At 63.9% G+C, this 23,402-nt stretch carries 24 protein-coding genes and 1 pseudogene; 15 read left to right on the plus strand and 10 right to left on the minus strand.

The window, feature by feature from the left end; translation table 11 throughout:
- Window positions 1-25 precede the first annotated feature (25 nt).
- Both AC0L27_RS09735 and AC0L27_RS09740 read right to left on the minus strand, forming a co-directional pair.
- Window positions 26-757 carry a haloacid dehalogenase type II gene (locus AC0L27_RS09735; protein WP_354061418.1) on the minus strand — a complete coding sequence of 244 codons (732 nt, stop codon included), beginning with the start codon at window positions 755-757 and terminating at the stop codon, window positions 26-28.
- Window positions 758-850: 93 nt separating this feature from the next.
- A complete protein-coding gene (locus AC0L27_RS09740; RefSeq protein WP_275171077.1) occupies window positions 851-1,861 on the minus strand; it encodes a zinc-dependent alcohol dehydrogenase family protein in 1,011 nt (336 codons plus the stop codon).
- A gap of 84 nt (window positions 1,862-1,945) precedes the next feature.
- Between AC0L27_RS09740 and AC0L27_RS09745 the strand changes: the two genes are divergently transcribed.
- A complete protein-coding gene (locus AC0L27_RS09745; RefSeq protein WP_354255221.1) occupies window positions 1,946-2,293 on the plus strand; it encodes a MerR family transcriptional regulator in 348 nt (115 codons plus the stop codon).
- A 22-nt stretch (window positions 2,294-2,315) separates the two neighbouring features.
- On the opposite strand, the gene AC0L27_RS09750 is transcribed toward AC0L27_RS09745, so the two are convergent.
- Window positions 2,316-2,675, minus strand: a complete 360-nt coding sequence (locus AC0L27_RS09750) for a winged helix-turn-helix transcriptional regulator (RefSeq protein WP_354208365.1) — start codon at window positions 2,673-2,675, stop codon at window positions 2,316-2,318.
- Window positions 2,676-2,831: 156 nt separating this feature from the next.
- On the opposite strand from AC0L27_RS09750, the gene AC0L27_RS09755 reads away from it, so the two are divergent.
- Window positions 2,832-3,566, plus strand: coding sequence for an SDR family NAD(P)-dependent oxidoreductase (locus tag AC0L27_RS09755; RefSeq protein ID WP_275171080.1), 735 nt, complete (start codon window positions 2,832-2,834; stop codon window positions 3,564-3,566).
- 59 nt (window positions 3,567-3,625) lie between these two features.
- On the opposite strand, the gene AC0L27_RS09760 is transcribed toward AC0L27_RS09755, so the two are convergent.
- Complete coding sequence (locus AC0L27_RS09760) at window positions 3,626-4,510, minus strand: amidohydrolase family protein (protein ID WP_027565452.1); 885 nt, start codon at window positions 4,508-4,510, stop codon at window positions 3,626-3,628.
- A 321-nt stretch (window positions 4,511-4,831) separates the two neighbouring features.
- Here AC0L27_RS09760 and ykgO point away from each other — a divergent pair, with 321 nt between their 5' ends.
- From ykgO to AC0L27_RS09775, 3 genes are all read left to right on the plus strand, one after another.
- Window positions 4,832-4,957 (plus strand): type B 50S ribosomal protein L36, encoded by a 126-nt coding sequence (gene ykgO, locus AC0L27_RS09765; RefSeq protein WP_006611362.1) that lies wholly within the window; start codon window positions 4,832-4,834, stop codon window positions 4,955-4,957.
- A gap of 106 nt (window positions 4,958-5,063) precedes the next feature.
- Window positions 5,064-5,705 (plus strand): tetratricopeptide repeat protein, encoded by a 642-nt coding sequence (locus AC0L27_RS09770; RefSeq protein ID WP_275171081.1) that lies wholly within the window; start codon window positions 5,064-5,066, stop codon window positions 5,703-5,705.
- A gap of 124 nt (window positions 5,706-5,829) precedes the next feature.
- The gene (locus AC0L27_RS09775) at window positions 5,830-6,090 is read left to right on the plus strand and encodes a hypothetical protein (RefSeq protein ID WP_354208269.1); all 261 of its coding nucleotides are present in this window, start codon (window positions 5,830-5,832) and stop codon (window positions 6,088-6,090) included.
- Window positions 6,091-6,102: 12 nt separating this feature from the next.
- On the opposite strand, the gene AC0L27_RS09780 is transcribed toward AC0L27_RS09775, so the two are convergent.
- Window positions 6,103-6,285 carry a hypothetical protein gene (locus tag AC0L27_RS09780; protein ID WP_275172373.1) on the minus strand — a complete coding sequence of 61 codons (183 nt, stop codon included), beginning with the start codon at window positions 6,283-6,285 and terminating at the stop codon, window positions 6,103-6,105.
- A 326-nt stretch (window positions 6,286-6,611) separates the two neighbouring features.
- On the opposite strand from AC0L27_RS09780, the gene AC0L27_RS09785 reads away from it, so the two are divergent.
- Window positions 6,612-7,568 (plus strand): alpha/beta fold hydrolase, encoded by a 957-nt coding sequence (locus AC0L27_RS09785; protein WP_354208268.1) that lies wholly within the window; start codon window positions 6,612-6,614, stop codon window positions 7,566-7,568.
- Window positions 7,569-7,586: 18 nt separating this feature from the next.
- Here AC0L27_RS09785 and cycA read toward each other — a convergent pair whose 3' ends face one another.
- Entirely contained in the window at window positions 7,587-7,982 is a 396-nt protein-coding gene (gene cycA / locus AC0L27_RS09790; protein ID WP_027520444.1) for a cytochrome c-550 CycA, read from the minus strand.
- A 273-nt stretch (window positions 7,983-8,255) separates the two neighbouring features.
- On the opposite strand from cycA, the gene AC0L27_RS09795 reads away from it, so the two are divergent.
- From AC0L27_RS09795 to AC0L27_RS09820, 6 genes and pseudogenes are all read left to right on the plus strand, one after another.
- On the plus strand, window positions 8,256-9,749 hold the full coding sequence (locus AC0L27_RS09795; protein WP_354208267.1) for an FAD-linked oxidase C-terminal domain-containing protein: 1,494 nt from the start codon (window positions 8,256-8,258) through the stop codon (window positions 9,747-9,749).
- A gap of 63 nt (window positions 9,750-9,812) precedes the next feature.
- On the plus strand, window positions 9,813-11,051 hold the full coding sequence (locus AC0L27_RS09800; protein ID WP_354208266.1) for an FAD-binding protein: 1,239 nt from the start codon (window positions 9,813-9,815) through the stop codon (window positions 11,049-11,051).
- Window positions 11,048-12,370, plus strand: a complete 1,323-nt coding sequence (gene glcF / locus AC0L27_RS09805; RefSeq protein ID WP_473318799.1) for a glycolate oxidase subunit GlcF — start codon at window positions 11,048-11,050, stop codon at window positions 12,368-12,370. The genes AC0L27_RS09800 and glcF overlap by 4 nt, the downstream gene beginning before the upstream one ends.
- A 28-nt stretch (window positions 12,371-12,398) precedes the next feature.
- Window positions 12,399-12,455, plus strand: a pseudogene (locus AC0L27_RS09810) (hypothetical protein); the annotation flags it as partial.
- Window positions 12,456-12,499: 44 nt separating this feature from the next.
- On the plus strand, window positions 12,500-12,868 hold the full coding sequence (locus tag AC0L27_RS09815; protein ID WP_354208364.1) for a histone: 369 nt from the start codon (window positions 12,500-12,502) through the stop codon (window positions 12,866-12,868).
- 411 nt (window positions 12,869-13,279) lie between these two features.
- The gene (locus tag AC0L27_RS09820; protein ID WP_473318801.1) at window positions 13,280-14,284 is read left to right on the plus strand and encodes a TorF family putative porin; all 1,005 of its coding nucleotides are present in this window, start codon (window positions 13,280-13,282) and stop codon (window positions 14,282-14,284) included.
- 250 nt (window positions 14,285-14,534) lie between these two features.
- Here the strand turns inward: AC0L27_RS09820 and AC0L27_RS09825 are convergent, their stop codons facing one another.
- Window positions 14,535-16,298 (minus strand): ABC transporter ATP-binding protein/permease, encoded by a 1,764-nt coding sequence (locus AC0L27_RS09825; protein WP_275172380.1) that lies wholly within the window; start codon window positions 16,296-16,298, stop codon window positions 14,535-14,537.
- Window positions 16,299-16,610: 312 nt separating this feature from the next.
- Here AC0L27_RS09825 and AC0L27_RS09830 point away from each other — a divergent pair, with 312 nt between their 5' ends.
- The gene (locus AC0L27_RS09830; RefSeq protein WP_275172381.1) at window positions 16,611-18,275 is read left to right on the plus strand and encodes an L-lactate permease; all 1,665 of its coding nucleotides are present in this window, start codon (window positions 16,611-16,613) and stop codon (window positions 18,273-18,275) included.
- Window positions 18,276-18,413: 138 nt separating this feature from the next.
- On the plus strand, window positions 18,414-18,812 hold the full coding sequence (locus AC0L27_RS09835; RefSeq protein ID WP_007614988.1) for an META domain-containing protein: 399 nt from the start codon (window positions 18,414-18,416) through the stop codon (window positions 18,810-18,812).
- Between the two features lie 196 nt (window positions 18,813-19,008).
- Here AC0L27_RS09835 and AC0L27_RS09840 read toward each other — a convergent pair whose 3' ends face one another.
- The 3 genes from AC0L27_RS09840 to AC0L27_RS09850 form a co-directional block, all read right to left on the minus strand.
- Window positions 19,009-20,220 carry a hypothetical protein gene (locus AC0L27_RS09840; protein ID WP_354208264.1) on the minus strand — a complete coding sequence of 404 codons (1,212 nt, stop codon included), beginning with the start codon at window positions 20,218-20,220 and terminating at the stop codon, window positions 19,009-19,011.
- A 202-nt stretch (window positions 20,221-20,422) separates the two neighbouring features.
- Window positions 20,423-22,054 (minus strand): chaperonin GroEL, encoded by a 1,632-nt coding sequence (gene groL / locus AC0L27_RS09845; RefSeq protein WP_354061446.1) that lies wholly within the window; start codon window positions 22,052-22,054, stop codon window positions 20,423-20,425.
- 143 nt (window positions 22,055-22,197) lie between these two features.
- Complete coding sequence (locus tag AC0L27_RS09850) at window positions 22,198-22,494, minus strand: co-chaperone GroES (protein ID WP_007596954.1); 297 nt, start codon at window positions 22,492-22,494, stop codon at window positions 22,198-22,200.
- 313 nt (window positions 22,495-22,807) lie between these two features.
- Here AC0L27_RS09850 and AC0L27_RS09855 point away from each other — a divergent pair, with 313 nt between their 5' ends.
- Window positions 22,808-23,329 (plus strand): hypothetical protein, encoded by a 522-nt coding sequence (locus tag AC0L27_RS09855; RefSeq protein ID WP_018453434.1) that lies wholly within the window; start codon window positions 22,808-22,810, stop codon window positions 23,327-23,329.
- The last annotated feature ends 73 nt before the right edge of the window (window positions 23,330-23,402 follow it).

The following is a 23,402-nucleotide window of genomic DNA, read 5'->3' on the forward strand; positions in this document are numbered from 1 at the left end:
CAGACCTACGGGCGGGCGGCGATGCCTAAGCAATCCTTGGCAGCTCCGAGAGCGTCCGGACACGATGATCCGGCGCAAAGCCGAGCTCGTCCATCTGGGTGCGGATCGCCTTGAACATCGTCAGCGGTGCCACGAGTTCGTTCTCGACGCAAGCCAGCGCCATCGCTTCCGGCGTCACCCGTTCGATCCAGGCAACGTTCAGTCCGAACGCTTTCGCGCCCGCGACATCCCAGGGATTGGAGGAGACGAACAGCACCTCGTCCGGCGCGGTGCCGAGCACCTCGCCGATCAGCATGTAAGCTTCCGGGCTAGGCTTGAAGATCTTCTTCGCGTCGACGCTGATCGTGGCGTCGAGCAGGGCGTCGAGGCCGGAGTTGCGCACCAGCGCATTCAGCATGTCCGGACTGCCGTTCGAGAGGATGGCGAGTTTTCGCGGTTTCAGAGCCGTGAGCGCTGCCGTCGCATCCGGATAGAGATCGAGATGCAGATATTTCTCGATCACGCGCTCGAATGCCTCGTTCTCGTAAGCGAGCCCGAGCACGCGCAGCGTATAGGCAAGCGAGTCGCGCGTGATGGCTGCAAAGTCCTGGTAGCGTCGCATCAGCGAGCGCAACCAGGTGTATTCGAGCTGCTTGATCCGCCAGATCTGCGTGATGATCTCACCGTAGCCCGGAAACGCATCCTCGGTGGTCTCCGCGACCGACTGGATGTCGTAGAGCGTTCCGTAGGCATCGAAGACAACGGCTTTGAGGCTCAATTGACCTGTCCTCCGGGATCGTTGCGGTCCACGGACTATACAAGGCGCCGCGGTATCGATCCAAGACGGAAACGCGACTTGGACGCCTGGTTTCTAGAATCTGATCACGATCTTGCCGAAATGTGAGCCGGTCCGCAGGTGCGCATATGCTTCGGCGACCTCGTCGAAACCATAGATCCGATCGACAATCGGGTGGATAGCATGTTCGGTCAGGAAGCGATTCATCGCGGCAAAGTGTTCGAGCGATCCAACGGTGACGCCGATGATGTCGGCGTTCTCCCACTGAAGGCGCGCGAGGTCGGGCTTGGGGCCGAACCCTGTCAAAACTCCAATCTGAACGATCTTGCCACCCGAAGCGACCGATCGCAGCGATCGGTCATAGGTGCCGGGACCGCCGAGTTCGAGGATGTGACTGGCGCCGGCGCCATTCGTCGCCTTCATGAGGGCGACATCCCAGTCAGGCGTGTCGCGGTAGTTGATGAGGATCGAGCCGCCCAGCGCCTTGGCGCGGGCGAGTTTTTCGTTCGAGGAGGATATCACGATCGCACGCGCGCCCAGCGCCGCTGCGAATTGAAGGCCGAACAGCGCGACGCCACCCGTTCCCTGGACCAGCAACGTATCGCCTTTGCCCATCCCGCCGCGTGCGACGAGGCCATGAAAAGCCGTGACGCCAGCGCAGGGCAGGGTCGCAGCCTCCACCGCGGACAAATGCGCCGGCACTGAGACCAGCGCGGTCGCCGGCAGCACGACATATTCAGCCAGCATTCCGTCAAGGGCGTTGCTGCCGAGCGCTGAGGCAATGTAGCTCGCCTTGAACGGCCCCGAGATCCAATCGCGAAAGTACGATGCGGCGACACGATCGCCCACCTGCCATTGCACGACGTCGGAGCCGACGGCGTCAACGACGCCAGCGCCGTCGCAGAGCGGTACGCGGCCGTTGAGCTCGCCTTGGCCTGCACGGTCCAGGATCAGGAGGTCGCGGTAATTCAGGCTTACCGCTTCGACCCGAATGCGGACCTCGCCATTGGCGGGTTCGGGTTTGCTGACGTCGACCTGCACAAGTCGGCCGGCACCAGCATGGCCATTCAAATGGTAGGCTTTCATCGTTGCTCCCTTCACAAGTGGCATTCACTTGGACGAGCAAAGTCTGTAAGGTCTGACAGAACTGTCAGGGTCAAGAGGCTTCAGATGAGAATCGGCGAACTCTCCCGGCGGACGGGGGTCAGCGTCCGAATGCTGCGCTACTATGAAGGCGAAGGACTGCTTGCGCCGCTGCGGACCGATTCCGGTTACCGCGACTATGGCCTGGCCGAAGAGGAAACCGTTCGGCGGATCAAGATGCTCGGCGGCGCGGGAATGACGCTCGAAACCATCGAGCGGCTGCTCCCCTGCGTAAGGAACAACGATCCAACTTTCACGCCGTGCAACGAGCTACGAAAAATACTCACGCAGCAGGTCGGGCTGATCGATGAACGTATCGAGACGCTCAGCGAAAGCCGGAGAATTTTGGCGGGCTATCTGGCAAGCGTGAATTGATCGCACAACGTGGTCATCAGAATCACCGCCTCTTGGTATTCCAGGCGTCGCGCTCGGCGAAGACGCGGCTGACCTCGGCCATGTGCTCCGTGCCCCACGAGCACAGCGGCACGAGCGCCTGAGCCAGGCTGTGGCCCAAAGCGGTAAGGCTGTAGTCGACCCGCGGAGGCACTTCCTTGTAGTCGGTCCGCTTCACGAGACCATCGGCCTCCAGCTCCTTGAGTTGCTGGATCAGCATCTTGTCGCTGACGTCGCGCACGGCTCGCCGCAACTCGCCATAGCGGGTCGGCCCGCCCTGGGCGAGGAAGTACAGGATCAGCGGCTTCCACTTGCCGGCGACGACCCGCAGGGTCGCGTCGAGGCCACACGTGAAGCCGGGCAAGGTCGGGGTGCAATTCTGGGCGGGCGGTGAAGCCTGCGCCGGCGGAATCGGGGCCGAAAGATCTGACGACATTTTAGGGTACTTACCAAAAGGTACATACTTGCCGATAGGTGGGTACGCCGCCAGCTCAGTGCAACCCTAATGAAGGAGCACATCATGAGCAGACTACAAGGCAAGACGGCGGTGGTGACGGGCGGTGGAACCGGGATCGGGCTTGGCGCCGCCAAGCGATTCATCGACGAAGGTGCGTTCGTCTATCTCTTCGGGCGGCGGCAGGAGCCGCTCGACGCCGCCGTGGCGCAGCTGGGTTCCTCGGCGCGCGCCGTCAGGGGCTCGGTGACGGATATGTCCGACCTCGACAGGTTATACGCGGCGGTGAAGGCCGAACGCGGCGGGCTCGATATTCTGTTCGCCAATGCTGGGACCGGATTGTTTGCGCCGCTCGGCGAGATCACGCCCGAACATTACGATCAGATCTTCGACATCAACGTGAAAGGGTTGGTGTTCACGGTGCAGAAGGCCCTGCCGCTAATGAAGCAGGGATCATCGATCATCCTGACCGGTTCGAGCACGGGCGTGATGGGGACGCCGCAATTCAGCGTCTACAGCGCGACCAAAGCCGCGATCCGCAATCTGGCGCGCAGCTGGGCGCTGGACCTGCGCGGCACAGGCATTCGCGTCAATGTGCTGTCCCCGGGGCCGACCAAGACGGAGCTGGCGCTGGAGATCGTCGGCGAGGAAGCGTTCGACGCGCTTGGAAGCATGACGCCGCTCGGGCGTGTGGGCGACCCGAGCGAAACGGGGGCGGTGGCCGCGTTCCTGGCCTCCTCAGACAGCAGCTTCATGACCGGCGGCGAGGTCTTCGTGGATGGAGGCCTCGCACAAGTCTGAGAATTGAGCACCTAAGTGTGAGGGCTTCGGTCAATGGATCGAAGCCCTCGACGCGCTTTCTAGATCCCCAACAGCTTCCTTGCGTTGGCCTTCAACACCTTCGGCCGGATCTCGTCGCGAATCTCGATCTTGGCGAAGTCCGACAGCCAGCGGTCCGGCGTGATCACCGGCCAGTCCGAGCCGAACAGCATCTTGTCCTGCAGGATCGAGTTGATGTAGCGCACCAGGATCGGCGGGAAATATTTCGGCGACCAGCCCGAGAGGTCGATATAGACGTTCGGTTTGTGGGTCGCGACCGACAGTGCTTCTTCCTGCCAGGGAAAGGAGGGATGGGCGAGGATGATCTTGAGGTCGGGAAAATCAGCCGCGACGTCGTCCATGTACATCGGGTTGGAATATTTCAGCCGCATCCCCATGCCGCCGGGCATGCCGGAGCCAACCCCGGTCTGGCCGGTGTGGAATAGCGCGATCGCGCCGCCATTGTTGATCTCTTCATAGAGCGGATAGGCCATGCGGTCGTTGGCGTAGAAGCCCTGCATGGTCGGGTGGAATTTGAAGCCGCGCACCCCGTATTCCTCGATCAGCTTGCGCGCCTCGCGCACCCCGAGCTTGCCCTTGTGCGGGTCGATCGAGACGAAGGGGATGAGAACGTCGAGATGGTCGGAGGCGATCTCCAGCATCTCCTCATTCTTGTAGCGGCGGAAGCCGGTCTCGCGCTCGGCGTCGACCGGGAAGATCACCGCGGCGATGTTCTTGGATCGATAGTAGGCGGCGGTCTCCGGCACGGTCGGCGGATGCTTGTGCGGCGACTTGAAATAGTCCGCCATCTGCGCCTGAAAATCGTCATAGCCGTCGTCGGGATGGGTGCCGCAGGGCTCTTCGGCATGGGTATGGATGTCGATGGCGACGACGTCGTCGATGTTCGGCAGCTTCAGCTTTGGCATGGGTTTCCTCCCGACGGGTTGCCGAATTGATTATATGATATAACGAACTTGGCAAGGCGTTGTGGGATAAGGCGTTGTAGGACAGGCGTCGTCCGAGCCAGATTGGGCCGATCCGGCCGCTTCTACTTTGCATGGGGTTGTTTTTAAGAATTTGCTGGGTGGGATTGGGGCAGTTAACATTGACATCCGGTCCTCCCATGCCTTAAGAACCGCCCCGTCCCGGGCGGTCGGTCCGCCAGCGGGAAAATCTCATTTTGCCTCATTCGCGCGTGCCGAAACGGTAGTGCCGAACACGGCCTTTCGAACGTTCAGGATTCTGCCATGAAGGTCCGTAACTCGCTGAAATCGCTGCGCGGTCGCCATCGCGCCAACCGCCTGGTCCGCCGCAAGGGCCGGGTCTATGTGATCAACAAGGTGCAGCGCCGCTTCAAGGCGCGTCAGGGCTGATATTGCCCTGCCGGACGCCAGCGCGCGCCCCGCAAGACCACGGTCTCACACGAGTTTGACGCCGCCCTGCTTTGCAAGGGCGGCTTTGCGCGTTTAGACTTCGACCATGGCAGTGAGATTCTTCGTCGCGCGCACCCTTTGTCTGGCTCTCGTACTGGGAGCCGCCGGCCTCGCTCCTGCGCTGGCACAGCAGATTAATCCGCCGGCCCCGCCCGGCAAGCAGAAGAAACTTCCGGAAGCGCCGGCCAAGCTGCCCAAGGTCGATCGCACCAAGAATCTCGATTTCCTGTTCGGCGCACTGAAAGCTGCGCCCGACGAAGCCAGCGCCAAGCACGTCGAGGCGCGGATCTGGGCGATCTGGATCCAGACCCCGAGCGACACCGCGGCGCTTTTGATGGCGCGGGCCAAGACCGCGGTCGACGCAAAGAAGATCGAGGTTGCTATCAAGCTGCTGGATTCGGTCGTCAAGCTGAGGCCCGACTATATCGAGGCCTGGAATCGTCGCGCGACGCTCTACTACATGCAGAACGATTATGGCCGCTCGCTTGCCGACATTCGCGAGGTGCTGATCCGCGAGCCCCGCCATTTCGGCGCGCTCGCAGGCCTCGGCATGATCATGCAGGAGGTCGGCGACGAAAAGCGCGCGCTCGAGGCCTACCGCAAGGCGCTCGCCGTCAATCCGCACCTCGAGAAGATCCCCGACCAGGTCAAGTCGCTGACCGAGAAGGTCGAAGGCCGCGATATTTAGCGGACAAGTCGATCATTGCTCGAGCGAATGCGGCGCAGGCGGATTAACCACGATGACACGCGCCGCCTTACGAGGGGTATGGGTGGCCCCGCCGCAGGCCTACCTTCATGGCGGGAGCACAGCCATGAAGCGTTTGATCTTTGCAGGTATATTGCTGCTGGCGTCGGGCACGGCGAGCCTTGCCGACGGACTGTTCTGGGTGGTCGGCAACCGCGCCACCGGAAAATGCAACATCGTGACCAGCAATCCCGTGATCATCGGCGACGTCTGGTTCGGTGACGGTCCCTACAAATCGAAGGCCGACGCCAAGCTTGCCCGTTCGACCATCCGCGCCTGTCCCCCACCCACGCCTGACGAGGAAAAGGACGAGGACAGCACCAATTAGGTCGACAGCGACCTAGTGCAAGACGTTGCCGCTGCGCTCGGCGAGGCCGCGATCGACCGCTGCGGCGTAGGCCTTCGCCAGCTCCGTCTCGAGGTGCTCGTTGATCAGCAGCAGCGCGCGCACGGCACCGCGAAGGTCGCCGTTGCAGCTTGCCACGATCTCGTCGATCGCAGTGTCTTTGGATCTCAGGCTCATCGAAATTCTCCGGTTCAAATCAGGATAAATCCTGCCGGTCTTTCCCGCATCCCAGAGGGTTGCGAGCACGATCGGCGCCCACCCGCGTCTAAATGGCGGAACCGACCGTGGCGATTATAAGGAAGCCGCGATGACGACTGCATGAAGCCGTTCGGGGCTGACTTACCGCGAGAAGTGCCATTGATTTCGTTGCATTTTTTCCTGCTTGAATTATGCACATATCCACAGCCCCGGCCTTTCCAGTGGAGCGCGGAGGCTCCCCGGGCGAAACTGCCGCCTGCAAGCCACGTAACTGCCCTGTGCCCTGGATCGCCCGGATTCCATCCATGATCGTGATGTCAGTCGTGACCGCGCTGGTTGTGCTGGCGCTGGTCACGCAGGCCGGCGTCCTCGCCGTGCAACGCGCCTTTCCACCGCAGGGCCGGATGATCGAGGTCGAGGGTGCGGTGCTTCACCTCGTCGATATCGGCCCGCGCGATTCCGACCTGCCGGTCGTGATGCTGCACGGCGCGAGCTCCAACCTCGAAGCGATGCGGCGGCCGCTCGGCGATCTCCTTGCCAGAGATCATCGCGTCATACTGATCGATCGTCCCGGCCATGGCTGGAGCACGCGGGCGCGGCGGCAGGATTCGACGCCGGAGGTGCAGGCGCGGATGATCGATGAGGCGCTCGGCAAGCTTGGGATCGATCGCGCGGTCTTCGTGGTGCATTCCTGGAGCGGTGCGCTCGGCGCGCGGCTGGCGCTCGATCATCGCGGCCGCGTCGCGGGCCTTGTCATGCTCGCGCCCGTCACCCATCCCTGGCGCGGCGGCGTCGGCCGCTACAACGAGATCATCGCAACGCCGGTGATCGGCCCGCTGCTCGCCTACACCATAACCCTGCCGCTGGGCTATTTCCTGAGCGAGCCCGGCGCGCGCAACGTCTTCCTGCCGCAAATGATGCCGGATGGCTTCGTGCAGGACTCCGCGACGCCGCTGCTGCTGCGCCCGCGCGAGTTCATCGCCAATGCCTATGATCTGGTGACCCTGAAGGAAGCGGTCGCCGCGCAGGTCGCGCGCTACGGCGAGATATCGGCGCCGGTCACGATCATCGCCGGCGAACCCGACAAGACGGTGAAGACCGACATTCACGCGCGCCCGTTCGCCGCCACCGTGCAGAATGCGAAGCTGATCGTGCTGCCGGATCTCGGCCACATGGTGCAGAACGCGGTGCCCGATCTCGTGAAGACCGAGATCGAGACGATGATCGGAAACATCGTTCCGGCGCAGGCGGCCGCCGATTAGCGGCCGCCGTTCAGCCGCTTACTGCTTGATCTTCCCGTCCTTGTCGAACTGCGACACATAGGCCCAGAGATTGTTGATCTCGGTCTCGTTCTTGATGCCGGCGAACGCCATCTTGGTGCCGGGGATCTTGGCCTTGGGGTCCTTGATGTATTCCTTGAACACGGCCTCGTTCCAGGTGATGCCGGAATTCTTGTTGGCGTCGGAATAATTGTAGTCCGGCGCGGTGCCGGACTTGCGGCCGTCGAGGCCATTGAGCTCGGGGCCGACCTTGTTCTTGGCGCCTTCGCCGATCGCGTGACAGGCCAGGCATTTGTTGAACGACGACTTGCCGGCCGCGACGTCCTGCGCCATCGCGCTGGGTGCGGTGGCAATCGCGGTGAGGATGGTCAATGCGCCAAAAATCAGTTTTGTCATCGGGTGCTCTTCGTCTCTTCCCTGGGGGCTGGTCTGTTGCTTGCCTGATCGGCAATGGTCGGACCTGCCGGTTTTGGCAGGCCTGCCCGGATTGGACAAGCCGCCAAGCTATGACAGGTTTCACGATTTCCTACTTGTCCCAGAGCGAACTCGCGCAGGATCGTCGATCCGACTTTCGGATGGCCTACCCAAACCACCGCGGACGTGGTTGATTTACCGCGACAAATCGATCGTGCGGCCTCGGCCGGAAGGAAATGCCATGAAGGAAATGTTATGGCCATCATGATGCCGGCGAGCGACCAGGCCGTGCTCGCGCGCCGCGCCGAGATCGTGGCTGCATTGCGCGCAATCGTGCCGGGCGAAGGCGTGATCGACAGCACCGCCGAGATGCGGGCCTATGAATCCGACGGATTGACGGCCTATCGGCAGCCGCCGATGGTCGTGGTGTTGCCCGACACGACCGAGCAGGTTTCGCTCGTCCTGAAATATTGTGCAGGGCAGGGCATCAAAGTGGTGCCGCGCGGCTCCGGCACCTCGCTGTCCGGCGGCGCGCTGCCGCTGGAAGACGGCGTGCTCCTGGGCCTCGGCAAGTTCAAGCGCATCCGCGAGATCGACTTCGACAACCGCGCCGTCGTCACCGAGCCCGGCGTCACCAACCTCGCGATCAGTCAGGCCGTCGCCCATGCCGGATTCTACTACGCGCCGGATCCGTCCTCGCAGATCGCCTGTTCGATCGGCGGTAATGTCGCGGAGAATTCCGGCGGCGTGCACTGCCTGAAATACGGCATGACCACCAACAACGTGCTCGGCTGCGAGATCGTGCTGATGAGCGGCGAGATCCTGCGCATCGGCGGCAAGTCGGCGGAGAACTCTGGCTACGACCTGATGGGCGTCATCACCGGCTCCGAAGGCCTGCTCGGCGTCATCACCGAGATCACGGTGCGTATCCTGCAAAAGCCGGAGACGGCGCGCGCGCTGATGGTCGGCTTCGCGCAAGTCGAGGCGGCCGGCGAATGCGTGGCGCGCATCATCGGCGCCGGCATCATTCCCGGTGGCATGGAGATGATGGACAAGCCTGCGATCCACGCCGCGGAAGCCTTCGTCCATGCCGGCTATCCGCTCGACGTCGAGGCGCTCCTCATCATCGAGCTCGACGGTCCCAAGATCGAGGTCGACGAGCTGATCACGCGGGTCGAGACGATTGCGAACGCTTGCGGCTCGACCACCTGCCAGATCTCGACCTCGGAGGCCGAGCGCAATCTGTTCTGGGCCGGCCGGAAAGCTGCGTTCCCCGCCGTGGGCCGCATCTCCCCGGACTATCTCTGCATGGATGGCACCATCCCACGCGGTGCGCTGCCGAAGGCGCTGGCGCGCATCCGCGAGCTATCGGAGAAATACCAGCTCGGTTGCGCCAACGTGTTCCATGCCGGCGACGGCAATCTGCATCCGCTGATCCTCTATGATGCCAACAAGCCCGGCGAGATCGAGCGCGCCGAGGCCTTCGGCGCCGACATCCTGCGCGCCTGCGTCGAGTTCGGCGGCGTGCTCACCGGCGAGCACGGCGTCGGCATCGAGAAGCGCGATCTGATGCCGGAGATGTTCAGCGAGATCGACCTCAACCAGCAGCAGCGCCTGAAATGCGCCTTCGACGCGCAGGGCCTGCTCAATCCCGGAAAGGTGTTTCCGACCCTGCACCGTTGCGCCGAGCTCGGCCGCATGCACGTCCACGCCGGCAAGCTGGCGTTTCCTGACATCCCGCGATTCTAGCGTCGCCTCGCTGCAACGCGCCAAATTTGATTTTCGCTGCAAACTTCGTTACCCGCTACAGGCGTGGATACGCTCAAGGTACGAGACGCCAAAGACGTCGAAGAGGTGGTGCGCGCGGCGATTGCCAATGAGCAGCCGCTCGAGATCATCGGTCATGGCTCCAAGCGTAGCATCGGCCATGCGATGGCGACCAACGCCGTGCTCGACGTCTCCGCGCTGAATGCCATCACCGCCTACGAGCCCAACGAACTCATTGTCACGCTCCAGGCCGGGGCGCCGCTGGCCGACGTGCTGTCGCTGATCGATGCCAAGAACCAGCAATTCGCCTTCGAGCCGATGAACACGGCGTCACTGCTCGGCACGCCCGCGCTCGGCACCATCGGCGGCATGATCGCGGCTGGCCTGGCCGGTCCGCGCCGGATCAAGGCCGGCGGGGCGCGCGACCATCTGCTCGGGGCGCATGCCGTCTCCGGTTTCGGCGACAGCTTCAAGACCGGCGGCAAGGTGGTGAAGAACGTCACCGGCTACGACCTCTGCAAGCTTCTCGCCGGTTCCTGGGGCACGCTGTCGGTCATGACCGAGGTCACCCTGAAGGTGATGCCGAAGCCGGAGGCCGAGCGGACGCTGTTGCTGCGCGGGCTCGACGATGCCGCCGCGAACAAGGCAATGACGGCGGCGCTTGGCTCGCCCTTCGACGTTTCCGGGGCCGCGCACCTGCCGAAATCGGCGTTCCGGACCAGGATCGAAGGTCTCGGCGATATCGCAGACCAAGGCGAGGCGCTGACCGTGCTGCGGCTCGAAGGCATTACCGCCTCGGCCGCCCACCGTGCCGGCTCGCTGCGCGAATTGCTGGCGCCGTTCGGAACCGCGACTCTCGTCGAGGACACGGCGTCAGCGGCGCTGTGGACCACGATCCGCGATGTCCTGCCGTTCGCGGCTGGCGGCGCGCTGGGGGCCTGGCCGGTCTGGCGGATCGTCTGTCCGCCGGCGTCGGGCGCGGCGCTCGGGACGCTGCTGGCGCGCGAGACCGGTGGCGAATTGATCTACGATTGGGGCGGTGGACTGATCTGGGCGGCGTTGCCACCGAAGCCGGACGCGCATGGCCCGGCCGTGCGCGAACGTGCGAATGCAGCCGGCGGGCACGCCACGCTGATCCGGGCGGCCGAGGACATTAGGCGCGCGATCGATGTATTCCACCCGCAAGCCCCTGGCCTTGCCGCGCTGAGCGAGCGGGTCCGCGCCAGTTTCGATCCGAAGACCATCCTCAACCGGGGCCGGCTGACGCGGGGCGCTGCCGCATGAAGACCGAATTTTCACTCGCGCAGCTCGCCGATCCCGACATCGCGGAAGCGGACAAGATCCTGCGCGCCTGCGTCCATTGCGGCTTCTGCACCGCAACCTGTCCGACCTATGTGCTGCTTGGCGACGAACTCGATAGCCCGCGCGGCCGCATCTATCTGATCAAGGAGATGCTGGAGAAGGACCAGACGCCGACGGCCGAAGTGGTCAAACACGTCGACCGCTGCCTGTCGTGCCTGGCCTGCATGACGACCTGCCCCTCGGGGGTGAATTACATGCATCTGGTCGATCAGGCCCGGGTCAGGATCGAGCAGCGTTACGAGCGGCCGCTGGCCGAGCGGCTGCTGCGCCGGGTGTTGGCCTTCGTCTTGCCGGACCCGCAGCGTTTCCGCGCCAGCATGGTGCTGGCACGGCTGGCCCGCCCGCTGGCCGCATTCCTGCCGACGCCCCGGCCATCGGCGACGCCCGGCATGATCCTGCGCCTCAAGGCGATGCTGGCGCTGGCGCCGAGCCGGCTGCCGCCGCGGGGGCCCGCCGCTGGAAGTGTGTTCGCGGCTCTCGGCAAGAAGCGCGGCCGGGTCGCGCTGCTCCAGGGCTGCGCCCAGCAGGTGCTGGCGCCGCGCATCAACCAGGCCGCCATCAGTCTCCTCACGCGCCACGGCATCGAGGTCGTCCTCGTCAGGGACGAGCAGTGTTGCGGCGCGCTGACCCATCACCTCGGCAACGACCAGGACGCATTGGCGCGGGCTCGCGCCAATGTCGCGGCGTGGCGCGCGGAAGCGGCCGGCGAGGGGCTCGACGCCATCCTGGTGACCGCGTCCGGCTGCGGCACCGTGATCAAGGACTACGGCTATCTTCTGCGAGAGGATGCTGCGTTTGCCGCCGATGCGGCGAAGGTCTCCGCGCTCGCCAAGGACATCACTGAATACGTCGCCGGCCTTGGACTCGCGGCCACAGCGCGAAAGGACAACATCGTCGTCGCCTATCACTCTGCGTGTTCGTTGCAGCACGGGCAGAAAATCACGGGCCTTCCGAAAGAATTGCTTTCCAATAATGGATTCGTGGTGAAAGATGTGCCGGAGAGCCATTTGTGTTGCGGTTCGGCGGGCACCTACAACATTCTCCAGCCCGAGCTTGCGGGCCGGTTGCGCGATCGCAAGGTCGCCAACATCGCGAGCGTCAACCCGGACATGATTGCCGCAGGCAATATCGGCTGCATGGTGCAGATTGCCAGTGGCACGTCAGTTCCGGTCGTACACACGATTGAGCTTCTCGATTGGGCTACGGGCGGGTCGCGGCCGGCATTGAACGCGCAAGACTGAGCTTTCGAAGGCCGAGCTTTCGAAGGCCGAGCTTTCGAAGGCCGAGCTTTCGAAGGCTGAGCTTTCGTCCGGAGGTGACGGCTGAAGACGCCCGATCGACCATTGTTCGGCGGCAACAGGAGGACCACGATGGCGAAAGCGAAGAAGAAGAAAAGCAAGAAGGCCAAAAAGGCCAAGAAGGCAGTAGCGGCGAAGAAGACCTCAAAGAAGGCAGCCAAAAAATCCGCGAAGAAGTCTGCCAAGAAGGCCACAAAGAAATCTGCGAAGGCCGCGCCAAAGAAGGCCGCCAGGAAGTCGGCCAAGAAGGCCGCTAAGCAGGCTGCCCCTAAGAAGGCCGCCAAGAAGGCTGCGAAGAAAGCGGCGCCGAAGAAGGCGAAGGCAGCTCCCGCGCCGAAGCCGTCAACACCGGCAGCTCCGGCTCCCGAGCCCGCCGCCGAGACAAGCTGGGCGATGCCTTCGTCTTCTGCGGACACGACGCCGGCCGAAGGACAAGGTTAGGCCCAAGGTTAGGCAAAGCGCTGGATCCAATCCGACGACCATGATCGACAACAGGAAGGCCGCAGCGATGCTGCGGCCTTTTTGCATCGGCGCGACGGCGCGCGCGGGATGGTCTTGTCCGGAAGCAGCCTGATTCGTGGCGCGGGCAGCACGGTACCGCGGGGCCCGTACTAACCCGGGCCCCCCAGTGCACTTTGGCATGCAAATAATGTGATCAAGAAGACACACAGGCTGACAACCTTCCGTAGAATCGTCAGAACGCCCAAAAAGTCGGCAGATGCCCGTGTTTTTTGCTTCACGGTTTACGTCACTCCATCCAAATTGCCGCAGTTACGAAATTTTCAATCAGGTCGAGCGTTCCGGGGGCTTCCGGGATCGGCTGGGGTCTTAGAACTGGTGATGGGGATCGAAATGAAAAAAGTGGCTTTGTTGGCAACGGCGCTGGCAATGGTGACGGGCTCGGCTTTCGCGGCAGACATGCGAGTGAAGGCGCTGAAGGCCCCGCCGGTCGTCGCGTTTGACCCCTGGGATATCGCCTTCGGCGGCGCCATCATGAGCGACTACATCTTCCGCGGCGTCACGCAGTCGAACCACAAGCCGTCGGTCGCGGCCTATTTCGAGCCGCGCTACAACGTCAACAAGGACCTCCAGCTCTACGTCGGCGTGTCCGCGGAGAGCATCTCCTTCGCCAATCGCGCCGCTGCTGAAGTCGATATCTACGGCGGTATCCGCCCGACCTTCGGCGCCTTCGCCTTCGACATCGGTGTCTGGGGCTACCTGTATCCGGGCGGCAGCTGCGCCGACAACGTGCTCACCGGCGGCATTCCCGGCGGCAACGTCTGCGGCGTCAGCACGACCACGATCTTCCTCGCCGACGGCAACGTCATGAAGAAGGACGTCAGCTTCGTCGAAGTCTACGGCAAGGTGAACTACACCATCAACGACAGCTTCACGGTCGGCGCGACCGAGTACTACTCGCCGAACTTCCTGAACTCGGGTGCCTGGGGCAACTACGCTTCGTTGACCGCCAAGTACACGGCGCCCAGCACGGCCTTCGGTCCCTCCGGCATGGGCATGTACGTGTCGGGTGAGTTCGGCCGGCAGTGGTTCGGTACTTCGGACGCCTTCTACGGCACCGGCGTGGGCACCGTTTTCGCCAACGGTATCCCGTACAAGGACTACAACACCTGGAACATCGGCATCGGCTTCACCTACAAGGTGTTCACGCTGGACCTGCGTTACTCCGACACCGACCTGAACAAGGGTGATTGCAACGCCTTCACCAGCGCCTTCAACGCCACCGGTACCGCCAACGTCACCGCGATCAATCCGGGCGGCGCTGGCTCCAACTGGTGCGGCGCGGCCGGCATTGCCAAGCTGTCGTTCGACCTGACGGCGATGAGCAACCTGAAGTAAGCTTCTTCCCGAAGCGACTTTATGAAGGGCGGCAGGGCAAACCTGCCGCCCTTTTGCTTTGGGACTTTGGGGCGCCGGGCCGGGGCCCTGCATGGTTCGAGACGCCCGCCTCCGGCGGGCTCCTCACCATGAGGGGTCAAAGATTTCACCGCGAGGACAGACCTCATCCTGAGGGCCCGCCAAAGGCGGGCGTCTCGAAGGAGGGCCGCAACGAAGGGCCATAATAGCCTCAGGGCTCGGTCGAGCCGTCTCAGCGTGCCGCGCTGGGCTCCTTCTCGACCGGCACACCACCGTCACCGAGGACGTGGATCGCGCCGTGCTTCACCATCGTCACCTTGCGGGTATGGAAGGCTTCCAGCGTCGAGCGGTGGCCGATGGAGACGAGGGTGGCCTGCGGCAGCTTCTCCGCCAGCAGCCGGTACAGGCGGGCCTCGGACGGTTCGTCCAGCGAGGCCGTGGCCTCATCCAGGAACAGGTAGTCCGGGGCGTGCAGCAGCGCGCGGGCGAGCCCGAGGCGCTGCTGCTCGCCCAGCGACAGCATCCGGTTCCAATGACCGTCCTCCTCGAGCCGTTCGGCGAGGTCGGGCAGCCCCACGGCGATCAGCGCGTCCCTGACACGGGAGGTTTCGAATGCGCCCGGCGCGGCCGGATAAACCACCGCGTCGCGCAGCACACCGACCGGGAAATAGGGACGCTGGGGCAGCATCATCAGCTTCGCCTTTTCCGGGACGAAGATGCTGCCGGTGCCGAACGGCCAGATGCCGGCGATGGCCCGGAATAGCGTCGACTTGCCGGAGCCCGACGGTCCGGTCACCAGCACGCGCTCCGGCGTCTGGACGGAGAAGGCGTCGGCGGCGACCAGCGGCGTGCCGCTCGGCAGGTTCACGCAGAGCTGTTCGAGGGCGATATTGCGATTGCCGCCGGCGACCTTGAGGGCAATCGCAGGCTCGTGCGGCGGCAAATTCGCGGCCGCATCGACCGACATCTCGAAGCCGTCGAGGCGCGCGACGATCGAGCGCCATTCCGCCAGCGACCGGTACGCCGTGACGAAGAAGGACAGTGCGCCTTGTACGCTCGAGAAGGCGGAGGCGGTCTGCATCATGTCGCCAAGCTGGATCTTCTTGGCGAAGAAGGCCGGCGCCACCAGCACGTAGGGAAAGATCACGGCGGCCTGCTGATAGCTCGCGGTGAACGCGGTGAGGCGCTTGGTGCGGCTCATGATGGCGTACCAATTACCAATCACGAAGCCGAAGCGCTCCAGCAGCCGGCCGCGCTCGGCGCCTTCGCCCTTGAGTAGCGCGATCTGCTCGGAATTCTCGCGAACGCGGACGAGGTTGAAGCGGAAGTCGGCCTCGAAGCGCTGCTGCTCGAAATTGAGATTGACCAGCGGAGCGCCGATCCAGTGCGTCAACGCAGTGCCGAAGATCGCGTAGACCAGCGCGCCCCAGCACAGATAGCCGGGGATCATGAGATCGGCGCCGAACAGGTGCAACGGCGCAGCGTTGGAAAGCCCCCAGAGGATGATCACGAACGAGAACAGCGTCACGATCGACGAGAGCAGGCCGAGCCCGATAGTCAGGGTCTGCTCGACGAAGTTCTTGACGTCCTCGGTGATGCGCTGGTCCGGGTTGTCGGCCGCATCGCCCTTGAGCTGCATGCGGTAGTGGGTGGCGCCTTGCAGCCATTCGCCCAGATAGTGCCGGGTCAGCCATTGCCGCCAGCGGATCTGGAGCCACTGATTCAGGTACAGCTTGTAGACCGCCAGCGCGATGAAGGCGGAGGCGAGGCCAATGAAGATCCAGATCTCCCTGACGAAACTATCCCAGTCACTTGCCTGCAGTGAGCTGTAGAACCGGTTCTGCCATTGATTGACCAGGACGTCGATCGCGACCAGCGCCAGCTCCATCGCGATGACAGCGGCCAGCAGACCGCGGCCGGCCCATTTGTCCTCCGACCGGAAATATGGGGCGGCGATTCGCCAGACGATCGCGAGCGTGGCGCTGATGTTCTTCACAGAGCTGAGTCTCCTGAGGGGATGTGCACAACTGCCAGGGGCCAAAGACTTGGGACGACGGCGGAAATCGGCGCGCTTAGACTAAAGTCGCAAGGCCTGCAATTTGCGTTGGCTTGTCGCAGCTTGCAACCCTAGCATGGGCTCAACGGCGCGGGGCGGGGGCCTTCGGGATTTCGCGAGCTTGTGAGCGGACGGGAACCGCTGCATTCGCGAGGAATTCGCGTCTGGCTCGGGGGTTATCGCTTCAACGCCAAGCAGGATCGGCTGTCCACGCGGGCCGCCTGCAGCACACATGCGTGGGGGAGGAAGACCATGTGGAATCAAGTTTATGACCCGTTGCACAGCCCCGTGCTGTCGACGATCGCGGCGGCAGTCCCTGTCGTCACATTGCTGGTCCTGATCGCGAGCGGCCGCGTCCAGGCTCATATCGCGGCGGTCATCGCCGTGATCGTGGCCAATTTGATCACGATCTTCGTCTTCACCATGCCCGCGAACATGTCGATCCGCGCCTCGGTGCTGGGCATCGTCACCGGGTTCTTCCCGATCGGCTGGATCGTTCTCAACGTCATCTTCCTCTACCAAGTGACGGTGAGCACCGGACGCTTCGAATTGCTCAAGCGCGCGGTCGGCGGCGTCACCGAGGACCGGCGGCTGCAATTGCTGCTGATAGCATTCTCGTTCGGCGCCTTCTTCGAAGGTGCCTCGGGCTTCGGCACGCCGGTCGCGATCACGGGCGCCGTCCTGATCGGCCTCGGCTTCTCGCCGCTTGCAGCAAGCGGCCTGTCGCTGATCGCCAACACCGCGCCGGTCGCCTATGGGGCGCTGGGCACGCCGATCCAGGGCCTTGCCTCGGTCACCGGGCTTGATCCCTACATCCTCGGCGCGATGGTCGGCCGGCAATTGCCGTTCTTCTCGCTGATCGTGCCGTTCTGGGTGGTGTGGGCGTTCGCGGGCTGGAAGGGCATGAAGGATGTCTGGCCGGCGATCCTGGTCACCGGCGTGTCATTCGCGGTCCCGCAATTCGTGATCTCGAACTTCATCAATCCCTGGATCGTCGACATCGGCGCATCGCTGATCTCGATGGGCGCGCTGATCCTGTTCCTGAAGGTCTGGCAGCCGAGGCAGCTCTGGCTGTCCCCTGCGCTGCGCGGCCGCGATGAATCGGCCGCCACCATGGCCGCCGCAAAACCGATGGACAAGACGCCGCTGACGCAGAGCGAGCTGTTCAGCGCGCTGCTGCCGTGGATCATCGTCTGTATCGTGATGCTGATCTGGGGCAATGGTGGATTCAAGACTTGGGCGAACTCGATCTTTACCTGGAACTACCCCGTTCCCGAGCTGCATCAGATGATCAACAAGATGCCGCCGGTCGCGCCGGGGCCGACGAAAGAGAGCGCGGTGTTCGGCTTCACCTATCTCTCGTTCACCGGCACGGGCATGCTGATTGCGGCGATCATCTCAGGCTTCCTGATGGGCGTCGGTCCTGGCCGGCTCTTGACGGAATACGGGCGCACCATCCGGCTTTGCGCGATCTCGCTGATCACGATCTCGGCGATGCTTGCGATCGGCACGCTAACGCGGCTCTCCGGCGTGGACGCGACGCTCGGCCTCGCCTTTGCTGCAACAGGCGTGCTCTATCCCTTCTTCGGCACACTGCTCGGCTGGTTGGGCGTGGCGCTAACGGGATCGGATACCGCTTCCAACGTTCTGTTCGGAAATCTTCAGAAGATCACCTCCGAGCAGCTTGGTCTGTCGCCGATCCTGATGGCTGCGGCGAACTCGTCCGGCGGCGTGATGGGCAAGATGATCGACGCCCAGTCGATCGTGGTCGCGTCCACCGCGACGAATTGGTACGGGCACGAAGGCACGATCCTGCGCTTCGTGTTCTGGCACTCGATCGTGCTGGCCTCGTTGGTCGGCGTGTTCGTGACGTTGCAGGCCTATGTCTGGCCGTTCACGGCGATGGTGCTGAAGTAGCAGGCCACGCCCCGCTTCAACCCAAATCCCCGCGAGGTTGGTCCTCGCGGGGATTTTCGCGTGGCGCACGGGCGAACCTTCTCAACGGCGCCGCTGTCTTATAGAAGGTGCCGCAAATCAAGTCGGTCGAGAGGTCTCATGGTTTCGTTCAGGCAGACGGTGTGTGCGGCGGTTGCAATGCTCGCGATGTCCACGCTTGCGCGTGCGGAGGACGGTTTTCCGTTCGGCACCGAGATGACGCTGGAGGCGCTGCCGCAGCCGGGCTCGAAGCGGATTCCGAACATCGAGATCGGCGACAATGGCGAGGTCGTGCTGGAGCTCTGGTGCAAGGGCGGCAAGGGCCAATTCTCGGTTGCCGGCAACACCGTGATCTTCGTCCCCGGCCAGATCCAGGACCGCTCCTGCCCGCCGGCGCGAGCGCAGGCCGACGACGATCTCGTTGCGGCCCTCGGCAGCGTCGAGACCTGGAAGCGCCAGGGCGACGTGCTCACGCTCGTCGGCCCCAAGCCGCTGCGCTTCCGCGTCAACGGCAATTAGCCACCGCTGTCATTCCCCGCGACCCGGCTACGCCAAGGCTTCGCCGGGGTTGAGGTCCAGGGGCGCCGAAGCTTTAGCGTAGGCGGCAAGCGGGGAATCCAGTACGCCGCAGCTTCTCGATGCATCAAAATCGTCTCGGAGTACTGGGTCGCCCGGTCAAGCGGGGCGACGACCGAGAGTTGATGTGCGGGTTACGTCACTTCCACACCGACTTGTCGGCGTCCCAGCGCTGGCCTTTCAGTTCCTTGGCGAGCGCCTCGACCGAACCGTTGTCATCGGGCTGATCGCCTTCCTCGTCGGCGGTCGCTTCGTCCGAGAGATTGAGCTTGGCGCCGCTGCTCTCGTCAGTGGTCGTGGTCGCGGGACTCCCGACCCAGAGCATGAGCTTGTCGGTCGTGCCGGGCTTGTCGGGCGAGACGAGACCCGCAACCTCGATCGTGTCGGTGAGCTCGAGCGCGGGAAAATCCAGGTTCGGCCGCTTGAACACCAGCTTGAGCTTGCCGGTCGCCGGGTTGAAGCTCTGCGAGACCGGCTTTGCCGCGAGCGTCCTGCTCAGCACGCCAGCCACCGCGGCCGCGAGCTTGTCGCGGTTGATCTTGTCGCCGTCGCGCCAGTCGGCGGCGGGAATGCGGATGGTGCGGTCCATCTCGATCATGCCCGCGGTCCAGCCCGCGGCAGTGACACCGGGCATCGCCTTGAATTTTGCCAGCAGCGTGCCGGCGCGCTCCGGATCGACCGACATGTTGATGGTCTGCTCGCCCGCGCGCAGCGCGTCGCAGCCGACGGTGAGGCTCGCCAGCGTCACCTCGACGTCCTGGCCCTTCAGGCTCTTCAGGAACTCGGTCGCGGCATCCACCTTGACCTTGACCGCGATCGCTTCCGGTGAGACGTCGGTGAAATCCTTCGGCTGCGGCGTGATGCCGTCGTCGGAGGTCTGGTTGTCGAGGAATTCCTTCTCGCTGAGATCGGAATTGTCGGGCGAGGTGACCTCGGTGACGGCCTGGCCAATGCTGATCTGGCCGCGGAATTCGAACGTGTCTCCGGCCTGTTTGCGCAGCAGCTTGACGGTGACCGGCGCCTTCGCGCCGAGGCTCTGAGTCGTACCCGTCAGGTTCTGGCCCGCGACCTGGAGATTGACGATGAAGCGGTCCTTGCGGTCGGAATTCTTCGCGACGGGATAACAGACGTCGAGCACGGCCGCGGTGACGGTCTTGCCCTGGCGTGTCTCCTTCAGGATCACGTCGGCATTGCCGTCCATCAGCCCGTCGATCGAGGTGAAATAGCGCGTCTCGGCGCCGCCCGACGCCGTGGCCTTGGGCGCCAGCTTCATCTGGGCCGATGCGACCTCAGGCGAAACTGCAAGCAGAGCCGCCAGAACGGCCGTGGAGCAAAACAGAAGCGGGCGCATCGACGAAATCCCCGGGGCAATGGGGCATGATCCGGAAAAGTGTGCAGCGGTTTTCCGATGAGATCATGCCCAAACAATTCGAATCGGGCGTCACCGTAGTGGGTTTTGGCCGCCGGTTGAATTGGAAAGCTCGGGCCATGATCGGCAAAAAAGAAGGCCGCCCGGAGGCGGCCTTCGCAACTACTGTCAGGCGCGGATGGGCTTAGAAGCCGCCCATGCCGCCACCGGCCGGCATGCCGGGGGCGGCTTCCTTCTTCGGTGACTCCGCGACCATGGCCTCGGTGGTCACCAGCAGGCCGGCGATCGACGCGGCGTCCTGGAGCGCGGTGCGCACCACCTTGGCGGGGTCGATGATGCCCTTCTCGACCATGTCGACATACTCCTCGGTCTGGGCGTCGAAGCCGAAGGTCTCCGATTTGTTCTCCAGGATCTTGCCGACGACGATCGAGCCTTCCACGCCCGCGTTCTCGGAGATCTGGCGGATCGGGGCTTCCAGCGCCTTCAGCACGATGTTGATGCCGGCCTGGACGTCGGCATTGGCGTTGGTCAGACGGCCAACCGCCTTCTTGGCGCGGAGCAGCGCGACGCCGCCGCCGGGGACGATGCCTTCCTGCACCGCGGCGCGGGTGGCGTTGAGCGCGTCCTCGACGCGGTCCTTCTTCTCCTTGACCTCGATCTCGGTGGCGCCGCCGACGCGGATTACCGCGACGCCGCCTGCGAGCTTGGCGAGCCGCTCCTGGAGCTTCTCACGATCGTAGTCCGAGGTGGTCTCCTCGATCTGGGCCTTGATCTGGCCGACGCGGGCCTCGATCTCCGGCTTCTTGCCGGCGCCCTTGACAATCGTGGTGTTCTCCTTGTCGATCACCACCTTGCCCGCGCGCCCAAGCATCTTCACCGTGACGTTCTCGAGCTTCATGCCGAGGTCTTCGGAGATCAGCTGGCCGCCGGTGAGGATCGCGAGGTCCTCGAGCATGGCCTTGCGGCGGTCGCCGAAGCCCGGCGCCTTGACGGCGGCGACCTTCAGGCCGCCACGGAGGCGGTTGACGACCAGGGTGGCCAGCGCCTCGCCCTCGACGTCTTCAGCGATGATGACGAGCGGCTTGCCCGACTGCACCACGGCTTCAAGCACCGGCAGCATGGCCTGCAGGCCGGACAGCTTCTTCTCGTGCAGGAGGATGTAGGCGTCCTCGAGCTCGGCCGTCATCTTCTCGGGGTTGGTGACGAAGTAGGGGCTGAGATAGCCGCGGTCGAACTTCATGCCCTCGACGATGTCCACCTCGGTGTCGAGCGACTTGTTCTCCTCGACGGTGATGACGCCCTCGTTGCCGACCTTCTGCATCGCCTGCGCGATCATCTTGCCGATGGCGGCATCGCCGTTGGCCGAGATGGTGCCGACCTGAGCGACCTCGGAGGAGGCGGCGACCGGCTTGGCGCGCTTCTCGATGTCCTTGACGACGGCCGCGACCGCGATGTCGATGCCGCGCTTGAGGTCCATCGGGTTCATGCCGGCGGCAACCGACTTGGCGCCTTCGCGCACGATGGACTGGGCCAGCACGGTCGCGGTGGTGGTGCCGTCGCCGGCGAGGTCGTTGGTCTTGGAGGCGACCTCACGCACCATCTGGGCGCCCATGTTCTCGAACTTGTCCTCGAGCTCGATCTCCTTGGCGACGGTGACGCCGTCCTTGGTGATGCGGGGCGCGCCGAACGACTTCTCGATGAGCACGTTGCGGCCCTTCGGGCCGAGCGTCACCTTGACGGCGTTGGCGAGAATATCGACGCCGCGCAGCATGCGATCGCGCGCGTCTCCGGAAAACTTGACGTCTTTGGCAGCCATGGTCTGCAATTCCTCTTCTTTCGTGATGTGTCTTGCTTATTGGGTCGCCTCATCCCGGGGTCCGCGATCGAACCCGGCGGAATGATGCATGCCCGGATCGAGTGACCCGGGCATGCATTCAGCGGCCGTTCAGGCGTCTGGCCTTAGGCCATCACGCCCATGATGTCCGACTCCTTCATGATCAGGAGCTCATCGTTGTCGATCTTGACCTCGGTGCCCGACCACTTGCCAAACAGCACACGGTCGCCGACCTTGAGGTCGATCGGGATCAGCTTGCCGGCCTCGTCGCGGCCACCGGGGCCGACGGCGACGACTTCGCCCTGGGACGGCTTTTCCTTGGCCGTGTCCGGAATGATGATGCCGCCCTTGGTCTTTGACTCGGCGTCGATACGTTTGACCACGACACGGTCATGCAGCGGACGAAATTTGGATTTAGTCATGACGTTTCCCTTTGGAGGCTCGCTTCGGAAGGAGAGGCAGTGGGCGGGCGGCGCTTCCGTCCACCCTCCCCGAGGATCGATCGGCGCGCGTTAGCAATCCATCTTTCAGAGTGCTAATGGTGCGTCCGGGAATATGGCTTGGCCGCGATCCTGTCAAGCAAAGGTGGTTAAGCGATTGGTGAGACGGATATAGGATGGTGACATTGGAAACTTGTTCGGGGCGCCGGCGTATTAAAGGACGTCATTGCTCCGGCAGCGGTTTTGCGCTTGGCTGCGTAAGGGGTGCGGCCATGGTTTTGTCCGGGGGAATGCCATGATCAGTTCAGCTCACGCGCGCACGGTCGCCAATCTGGCGGCGGCTTCTTGCCTGGCGCTGCTGCTTGGTGCCTGCGGCGGCGGCATGAGCCTGCCGTCCTTTTCTTCGTCCTCACCGCCGCCCGAGGCCGAGCCCGGCACCGGCCCGGAAATGCCCGCGTCGATCCGCGCCGACGAGATCGTCGGGCGCTGGGGCCTCGCCTCGTTCCAGAACCCGGCCGACCGAGCCCGCACCGAGGCTGCCGCCCGGGCCCAATGCAAAAATCCTTACGTGATCACCGCCGGCTCCTCCGGCGGCGTGATCATGCATCTGGCGGACCAGGCAACACCGCAGGAGCTGCGGCTGAAGGGTTCGCCCAGCGGCAAGAACTATATCGGGCCGGCGGGTCCGACGCCCGGCGACCAGGACCGCGAGATCGTCTCCTTCGACGGTCGCGTTCTCATCACCCGCTTCATCGACAAGGACGCCGCCACCCGCTACGGCAACATGGTCTACGTCCGCTGCGCGCCGAGGGCGTGATCAGAGCGCCGGCCTAGCCAACTCGTCATTGCGAGGAGCGAAGCGACGAAGCAATCCAGGCTGCCTCCGCGGA

The sequence above is a fragment of the Bradyrhizobium sp. Ken51 genome (assembly GCF_055807435.1).

Bases quoted from the DNA above. Each gene is read 5' to 3' on its own strand.
- AC0L27_RS09840 (WP_354208264.1), bottom strand. From the start codon at position 20,220: ATGCGCCCGCTTCTGTTTTGCTCCACGGCCGTTCTGGCGGCTCTGCTT.
- AC0L27_RS09820 (WP_473318801.1), top strand. From the start codon at position 13,280: ATGAAAAAAGTGGCTTTGTTGGCAACGGCGCTGGCAATGGTGACGGGC.
- AC0L27_RS09795 (WP_354208267.1), top strand. From the start codon at position 8,256: ATGGCCATCATGATGCCGGCGAGCGACCAGGCCGTGCTCGCGCGCCGC.
- ykgO (WP_006611362.1), top strand. From the start codon at position 4,832: ATGAAGGTCCGTAACTCGCTGAAATCGCTGCGCGGTCGCCATCGCGCC.
- AC0L27_RS09850 (WP_007596954.1), bottom strand. From the start codon at position 22,494: ATGACTAAATCCAAATTTCGTCCGCTGCATGACCGTGTCGTGGTCAAA.
- glcF (WP_473318799.1), top strand. From the start codon at position 11,048: ATGAAGACCGAATTTTCACTCGCGCAGCTCGCCGATCCCGACATCGCG.
- groL (WP_354061446.1), bottom strand. From the start codon at position 22,054: ATGGCTGCCAAAGACGTCAAGTTTTCCGGAGACGCGCGCGATCGCATG.
- AC0L27_RS09815 (WP_354208364.1), top strand. From the start codon at position 12,500: ATGGCGAAAGCGAAGAAGAAGAAAAGCAAGAAGGCCAAAAAGGCCAAG.
- cycA (WP_027520444.1), bottom strand. From the start codon at position 7,982: ATGACAAAACTGATTTTTGGCGCATTGACCATCCTCACCGCGATTGCC.
- AC0L27_RS09755 (WP_275171080.1), top strand. From the start codon at position 2,832: ATGAGCAGACTACAAGGCAAGACGGCGGTGGTGACGGGCGGTGGAACC.
- AC0L27_RS09775 (WP_354208269.1), top strand. From the start codon at position 5,830: ATGAAGCGTTTGATCTTTGCAGGTATATTGCTGCTGGCGTCGGGCACG.
- AC0L27_RS09835 (WP_007614988.1), top strand. From the start codon at position 18,414: ATGGTTTCGTTCAGGCAGACGGTGTGTGCGGCGGTTGCAATGCTCGCG.
- AC0L27_RS09785 (WP_354208268.1), top strand. From the start codon at position 6,612: ATGATCGTGATGTCAGTCGTGACCGCGCTGGTTGTGCTGGCGCTGGTC.
- AC0L27_RS09780 (WP_275172373.1), bottom strand. From the start codon at position 6,285: ATGAGCCTGAGATCCAAAGACACTGCGATCGACGAGATCGTGGCAAGC.
- AC0L27_RS09830 (WP_275172381.1), top strand. From the start codon at position 16,611: ATGTGGAATCAAGTTTATGACCCGTTGCACAGCCCCGTGCTGTCGACG.
- AC0L27_RS09740 (WP_275171077.1), bottom strand. From the start codon at position 1,861: ATGAAAGCCTACCATTTGAATGGCCATGCTGGTGCCGGCCGACTTGTG.
- AC0L27_RS09855 (WP_018453434.1), top strand. From the start codon at position 22,808: ATGATCAGTTCAGCTCACGCGCGCACGGTCGCCAATCTGGCGGCGGCT.
- AC0L27_RS09745 (WP_354255221.1), top strand. From the start codon at position 1,946: ATGAGAATCGGCGAACTCTCCCGGCGGACGGGGGTCAGCGTCCGAATG.
- AC0L27_RS09760 (WP_027565452.1), bottom strand. From the start codon at position 4,510: ATGCCAAAGCTGAAGCTGCCGAACATCGACGACGTCGTCGCCATCGAC.
- AC0L27_RS09770 (WP_275171081.1), top strand. From the start codon at position 5,064: ATGGCAGTGAGATTCTTCGTCGCGCGCACCCTTTGTCTGGCTCTCGTA.